Source organism: Neobacillus drentensis NBRC 102427 (genome assembly GCF_001591445.1).
Taxonomy (GTDB): Bacteria; Bacillota; Bacilli; order Bacillales; family Cytobacillaceae; genus Neobacillus; species Neobacillus drentensis.
The window spans coordinates 26,218-32,662 of record NZ_BCUX01000055.1; the positions used below are offsets into that span (position 1 = coordinate 26,218).

Genomic DNA, 6,445 nt, shown 5'->3' on the forward strand with positions numbered 1-6,445 from the left:
ATAAAATGTATGTAGGGGTGGACAAGGTTAGACCAGCTAAGATTATTTTATTTCAAGTTTGAACCGTTTGGATCGAATTGAAAAATAATAGGCAATACCAATGGAAAGTATTGAAAGCCAAAATGTGAAATAGCCGATTTGTGGTGTGTAGCGATCGAGCATGGAATAGCTCGGCATCATGAAAAACACATAATCAATTACGTCATTATGTAGTGTCCAAATAGCTGTTACAATTAAATGCCACCATTTAAATCGATAAAATGGTGCATAAAGAATACCTTGTACAGCCATGGCAAAATGGGACAAAATTAACATATAACCAACAGGATCTAGTTCTCCTTGGACAAAATAGACAAGGATGTTCATTACCACTGCCCAAATCCCATATTTAAAAAGAGTAACAATGGCAAGTGCCTCAATTAATGGCCAATTTTTCCGCAATAGGAAAGCGAGCAGCACAAACACAAAAAATAAACTAGCCGTTGGACTGTCTGGAACAAACGGAAGAAAAATAGCAGGTGTTTCCTTTAGCTGCCAACCATACCAATAGTATCCATAGATGGTTCCGAAAATATTAACAATTAATAACAGCATCATAATTGATCGATGAGCTAAGAGAGGATAAATCCAACGCACGTATACTCCCCTTTCATAAACTTAATTTTTTTCAATGAATAAAAAAGCTGACGATCTTCGTCAGCTTTTCAATATTCCGATTATTACTTACCCAGGTTTGCTATGAATTCAGAAAGTGTTTTAAGTTCCTCATCTGTACCTTTAAAGATCCCAGCAGGCATTTTTCCGCCTTTACCTTCTTTAGCAATCTTAGCAACTTCAGCAGCGGATAATCCAGTACCTACTAAAGCAGGTGCACCAGCACCACCTGAAAGATTTTCACCATGACAAGTAATACATGTATTAGCGCTAGCTATTTTATAGCCATCACTTGCTTTATCAATATCAACTTTAGCGACAATTTTACCTTGACGTTCGGCCTGAGCCCAGTCATGTGTCGAAACAGATTCCCATGTTAAAAACACAATCGCTGCTAATGACAACAGCATAAAGCCAGTTGCAAGCGGGCGTTTCATCGGACGTCGTTCTGGTCCACGATCAAGGAACGGTGCCAGCAATAAACCTCCAAATGCGAGTCCCGGCATAATCATTGCTCCGATAACTGTGTATGGTCCGGATGCATATGAATATTTCAGTAATTGATACAAAAATAAGAAATACCAGTCTGGTAATGGAATATACCCAGTATCAGTTGGATCCGCTATCCTTTCAAGCGGAGCCGGATGAGCAACTGTTAAACATAAAAAGCCGACAAGAAATACGGCTCCTATCATCCATTCTTTCAAAAGGAAGTTAGGCCAAAACGCCTCTGTTTTACCAGGGTATTCAGAGTAATCTTTCGGAATCATTTTTTTACGTTCTGATGGTGCTAAAACACGTGAATCACCAACGAACTTTAAACCTTTACCGCGATGCATCGAGAAATCCCCCTCCTTTTTCCGTAGTTAGTAAAAACACTTGCGATAACAAACTAAAGCAATGATTATAGTGGTCCGGAAATACCTTGTTTACGAATCATTAAGAAGTGAGCTCCCATTAATCCAAGCAATGCACCTGGTAAGAAGAACACATGAATCGCAAAGAAGCGGGTTAATGTTTGAGCACCAACAATGTGTTCATGTCCAGCAAGTAAAACCTTAACCTGAGTGCCGATAAATGGTGTCGCTTCGGCAATCTGCAGACCTACTTTTGTTGCGAATAACGCTTTCATATCCCAAGGTAATAGGTAACCTGTAAACCCTAAACCAAGCATGACGAAGAAAATAAGTACCCCGACAACCCAGTTTAATTCACGAGGTTTTTTGTAGGCACCTTGGAAAAAGACGCGTAGCGTATGTAAAAACATCATGACAAGCACTAAACTTGCACCCCAGTGATGCATTCCACGTACAATTTGGCCAAAAGCAACTTCATTTTGAAGATAATACACTGATTCCCATGCGTTTTTAATATCTGGTACATAATACATGGTTAGAAACATACCAGAAAGAATCTGAATAACTGTTACAAAGAATGTAAGACCTCCAAAGCAGTATACAAACGCCGAAAAGTGATGCGCTGGATTTACATGCTCAGGTACTTCATGGTCTGCGATATCGCGCCACAAAGGCGTAATATCTAAACGTTCATCTACCCAATCGTAAATTTTGTTTAACAATGATTACGCCTCCTTTCGTGGTTTTGCTTTACCTAAATAAAGAAACCCGTCTTTTTCCTTAAATGGATATACATCAAGTGGTGCTAATGGTGGTGTTCCTGCAATGTTTTGACCATTTTTCTCGTAGCGGCCATAATGGCATGGACAGAAGAACTGACCTGGGTGTTCCTTGTCAGTATTCCAGTTAACCGTACAGCCTAAATGTTTACAAGTAGGTGAAAGCGCTACAATCTTGCCTGCATCATCCTTATAAACCCAAGCAGTATTTGTAACTTCTGATTCATACCAGGCATCCTTTTGTTTAAAGGTAAAATCTACCCGAACTGGCTCGTCCGTAATATCAGCAACCTTTTGCTTTGTTGCAATAAAATCCCCGCCCTCATCAGCCTTTAATACGGGATCAACTGCAAAACGTACCATTGGCATTAACATTCCAGCTGCCATGAAACCGCCTACACCTGTTAATGTGTAGCTTAAAAACTGACGTCTTGAAACGCGTTGCTTACTCATGCTTCTCCCCCCTCTATTCACGAAGTTAAGTCCAACGGACACAAATTTAACACATATAAAACTAGGACATAACAATGATATATCAATCTTCAAGTTAGGTCAATATCATACTATTTTAAAAACATGTTTTCTAGAGTGTTTTACTCACTTTCATGCCATTTTTGCGTAAACAGACCTAGGAGTTGCTTTACTTGACTATCAATAATCGCCACTTTTTGCGAATCGTTCATATGCTCAAGCGGAATCGCCGGGAGCCAAATTAACGTTCCATTTAGGTCTTTTTCACGATCTCTCCAATCAATATCAGATGTAATGTAAAAAATGTGATGAATCTCCTCCTTTACTAGGCTAGCTTCCCAATCTTTCAAATCACTTAAGATAACTTCCTCATTTTTGGAATTTAGATATGTAAATGGCGGGAATAATATTAATCTTCCCGTAAATTGCCTCTCTAAATACCCTGTTAATAAATTAATAAACTCAAGCGCTGCCGCTGACTGCTTCATATCATCCCCCATAGAAACTGAAAATAACGGGATCACAGCAGTGTCTACATACTCTTTGGCATTTAAATACGTCTCGATATCTTGAGGTGTCCACTTCATATCATCGCACCAGCCTTTAATTTCACTACTAATATAATATCATTTTCTCCATAAACAATAAATGATAAAGGGATTTATTTAGAAAGATTGTTCCTATAATGATGTAAAAACAAAAGGAAGCTGCTTATCGCAAACTTCCTTTTTCTTCAAGGGTTTTCAGTGTATTTAATTTTTGTGTTAAAGCTAGGAATTCTTTTCGATCTTGTTTATCTAATGCCTCATCGATCAATTGAAGAATTTTTTCACGTTGAAAGTGATCGATGCTGTGCTGCAACAATTGTTCTGCAACGATCCCATCTTTTTCATTCACTTGCAAATGTTTAGGAACGTATAAATTTTCTTCTAGAACCGCAGCATACTGGTGTGCTTGATTGGCAGCATGAAAGTTTAATTGGATAAAAATATCCTCGTCTCGATTTAACCGAATATCATGAAAGGATTTTTCTGCGTCCGTGGTCATCACATTTTCTTTATAAAAACGAAACGGCACTTTATCAACGCAATGGGTAGACATAATCAAACCTCTCGGACAATACTGTGCTTGCTCAACAAAATGAACCTTTTCCATTAGTTGATCGTGGCTCATTAGATAGTTGAGGATCCATACACATTCTCTTCTCTTTAATTGATAATGATTTAGAAACCAGCGAATAAAGTCCTTCTTCTCGTTGACAGAAACAGGGGTTGCCATGTTAGTTTCCCTCCTCTGCAGAATCAGCTTTTTTTAATCTTTCAACCCTGTAAGACGTTCAAGTAAATCCATATACTCGACGTTTGTTGGATCTTCAATAAGTAGTTGTTTAAAAATTTCGGCAGCTTGGGTGGTTTTTCCTTCTTCAATCAAAAAATAACCGTAATCATTTAAAAACGTTTCATTTTTCTTAAAAAAAGTATATGCACTTTCATATTTGTCTAATGCGTAAGAAAATTCCTCTAACTTTTCAAAGCTACGTGCAGAATCCCATAAAAGCTGCGGTTCTTCATCTTCCTTAATATCAAGCTCGGAAATTAACTCAATGATATCCTCATATCTTTCTTGGAGAAAAAAGAGCTTATTTAATGTTAGTGCCGCTTCTGCAAATCCCGGGTCAAGGGCAAGTGCCTCACGAAAATACTTTTCTCCTTCCTCCACTTTCCCTAATTTAATGGCAATTTTCCCGCCAAAGTAAAATAACTCTTTATTAAATTCATCTTGTTTTATGCCTTCTTGAATGGTGAGTAAACTATTCTCAAGCTCTTCCTCCCGTTCATAAGCTAACGCAAGATGTAAATAAAGTGAATGATATTCAGGGTCAAGCTCTTTTAATTCAATAAACTTTTCTATGGCAGTTCGATTATAACCTGCCTGCAATGCTGTAAATGCGTATCCGAATAATGTGTTAATTTCCAATTTTTCATTTATTGCCTTATCGTAATAAACCAGGGCTTCCTCAAACATTCCAGATGCACTTAATAGATCTGCAATCCGTTGGTCAATATTTACTCCTGCTATTTCATTTACTTCTTTTAAAACCTTTTCATACGCATCTAATGCCTTGGTTATTTCACCTTGTTCACTGTAAAGTTCACCTAAAGCAAAATCTATGATTACTTCATCCGGCAATAACTCCTTTGCCTTTAGAAGTTTCCGTTCACAAACCTCATATAAACCCTGAACCTGATATAAATCCGCTAACAATAGTAATGATTGGCCAAAGTTTGCATCATGTTCTGAGATCCTTTCAAGAACAAGTATCGCTTCTTCATCCTCCCCGGCCTCAACTAATATTTCACCTAGCAGTACAAGGAGTTCACCTTCCTCAGGAAATATCACAAGTAAATTTTCAATTAATGCTTTAGCCTCATCCAGAAAACCATATTGATACAGTTCTTCTCCAAGCAGGAATTTTTCATCTGGCTTTCCGCTGTGTAATACATCATTATATTCATTTAAGGCTTCCTTATGTTGGCCATTTTCTAACATGTTAATAATTTTATTAACTCTTTCCATTGACACTTACCTCTCGTTCTCCTAGATAGACAGAGAAAAAAATGAGGGGGTTCTCACCCGAACAAATTCTCCATTTCCAGGTTTAAATATTACGTTTTCCCCTGCACGTACCACCGTCCCCTTATGGACAGTCACCATGAGTCTATCACTATGATAATGAAATAAATTCAATTCATCAATATTCATGATCTCATTTGATTTTGAGTATAGATTATAACTTACCTCAGTACCACTCATTAAACTTGCTTTTTGTGGGTATAATCCGATTTTATTTAATACAGGAATAGTCAATGGGTGATTTTCTTCAATTTCCTCGTAAAGAGCAGGGATGTTTTCTCTTTTCATGATACTATTCCATTTCGACAAAACACTCTTCACTTCCTTCTTCTGGAGGGAAGAAATTATTGGAATTAACGGACTGTTAAACGGAAACATGGCTTCTCTTATCCAGCCCCAAGGTATTTTTTCCAATTCGTGAACGTTTTGCAGATCCACAAAAATTGCTGATATTTTTTCTTTCTTACATTTCCTAATAAACGATTGGGTTATCAAGCGAATCGGTATTCTTACCCCAATCAAATAGTCAATTGGACTGCTTAAGAGACCTGTTTTTAATGCGGTGATTTTTGATGTTAACTCATTTTCGTAGGAAACATTAACATAGGTAAATAAGGTGGTACACCCTTTCATCAATAATTCCTCGATTAGGCATTTTTTTAGTTCTTGAAAGGATTTCATTTGTGGAATCGTTGAGTTAAAAAGGACATATGTCGGGGTCATTATATATGGACCTGCATTCATTTTTATCAGCTGATAATGACTAAAATGTGAATCAATTTTATCAATGCGATTTTTGGAAATTAATAGCGAACATGTTTTCAATTGCTTGTCTTTAAGAAGATTGGCATTTTCAATGATATACATCGTCCACCACCCTGTTTTTTCTAACTTGCTTCTACTTTTCTTCTTAGTACAAGCTATGCGAAAAATCTAAAAACTATGACATTCTTAAAAATCTATTTCGTTTTTAAACTTGGTTGTTGATTTGTGCTCCAGGCGCTTCGCTTTCCGCGGGCGTGCCGGGGAGCCTCCTCGGCGCTAAAGCGG

Annotated in this window: 8 protein-coding genes; all 8 read right to left on the reverse strand. The window is 37.5% G+C overall.

The window, feature by feature from the left end:
• Positions 1-42 precede the first annotated feature (42 nt).
• Complete coding sequence (gene lhaT, locus BDR01S_RS20455) at positions 43-636, reverse strand: lipoprotein heptaprenylglyceryl N-acetyltransferase LhaT (protein ID WP_066257162.1); 594 nt, start codon at positions 634-636, stop codon at positions 43-45.
• An 83-nt stretch (positions 637-719) separates the two neighbouring features.
• Positions 720-1,493, reverse strand: coding sequence for a menaquinol-cytochrome c reductase cytochrome b/c subunit (locus BDR01S_RS20460; RefSeq protein WP_066257168.1), 774 nt, complete (start codon positions 1,491-1,493; stop codon positions 720-722).
• Between the two features lie 65 nt (positions 1,494-1,558).
• Positions 1,559-2,233 (reverse strand): menaquinol-cytochrome c reductase cytochrome b subunit, encoded by a 675-nt coding sequence (qcrB, locus tag BDR01S_RS20465; RefSeq protein WP_026563914.1) that lies wholly within the window; start codon positions 2,231-2,233, stop codon positions 1,559-1,561.
• Positions 2,234-2,236: 3 nt separating this feature from the next.
• Positions 2,237-2,743 carry a QcrA and Rieske domain-containing protein gene (locus BDR01S_RS20470; protein WP_066257170.1) on the reverse strand — a complete coding sequence of 169 codons (507 nt, stop codon included), beginning with the start codon at positions 2,741-2,743 and terminating at the stop codon, positions 2,237-2,239.
• A 140-nt stretch (positions 2,744-2,883) separates the two neighbouring features.
• A complete protein-coding gene (locus tag BDR01S_RS20475) occupies positions 2,884-3,348 on the reverse strand; it encodes a YpiF family protein (RefSeq protein WP_066257172.1) in 465 nt (154 codons plus the stop codon).
• 124 nt (positions 3,349-3,472) lie between these two features.
• Positions 3,473-4,039, reverse strand: a complete 567-nt coding sequence (locus BDR01S_RS20480) for a ReoY family proteolytic degradation factor (protein ID WP_066257174.1) — start codon at positions 4,037-4,039, stop codon at positions 3,473-3,475.
• A gap of 33 nt (positions 4,040-4,072) precedes the next feature.
• The gene (locus BDR01S_RS20485) at positions 4,073-5,338 is read right to left on the reverse strand and encodes a tetratricopeptide repeat protein (RefSeq protein WP_066257177.1); all 1,266 of its coding nucleotides are present in this window, start codon (positions 5,336-5,338) and stop codon (positions 4,073-4,075) included.
• A 21-nt stretch (positions 5,339-5,359) separates the two neighbouring features.
• Entirely contained in the window at positions 5,360-6,262 is a 903-nt protein-coding gene (locus BDR01S_RS20490; protein WP_066257181.1) for a hypothetical protein, read from the reverse strand.
• Positions 6,263-6,445 lie beyond the last annotated feature (183 nt).

Coding starts and splice junctions, on each gene's coding strand:
- BDR01S_RS20480 (WP_066257174.1), bottom strand. CDS start 4,039: ATGGCAACCCCTGTTTCTGTCAACGAGAAGAAGGACTTTATTCGCTGG.
- BDR01S_RS20460 (WP_066257168.1), bottom strand. CDS start 1,493: ATGCATCGCGGTAAAGGTTTAAAGTTCGTTGGTGATTCACGTGTTTTA.
- BDR01S_RS20475 (WP_066257172.1), bottom strand. CDS start 3,348: ATGAAGTGGACACCTCAAGATATCGAGACGTATTTAAATGCCAAAGAG.
- BDR01S_RS20485 (WP_066257177.1), bottom strand. CDS start 5,338: ATGGAAAGAGTTAATAAAATTATTAACATGTTAGAAAATGGCCAACAT.
- BDR01S_RS20490 (WP_066257181.1), bottom strand. CDS start 6,262: ATGTATATCATTGAAAATGCCAATCTTCTTAAAGACAAGCAATTGAAA.
- BDR01S_RS20470 (WP_066257170.1), bottom strand. CDS start 2,743: ATGAGTAAGCAACGCGTTTCAAGACGTCAGTTTTTAAGCTACACATTA.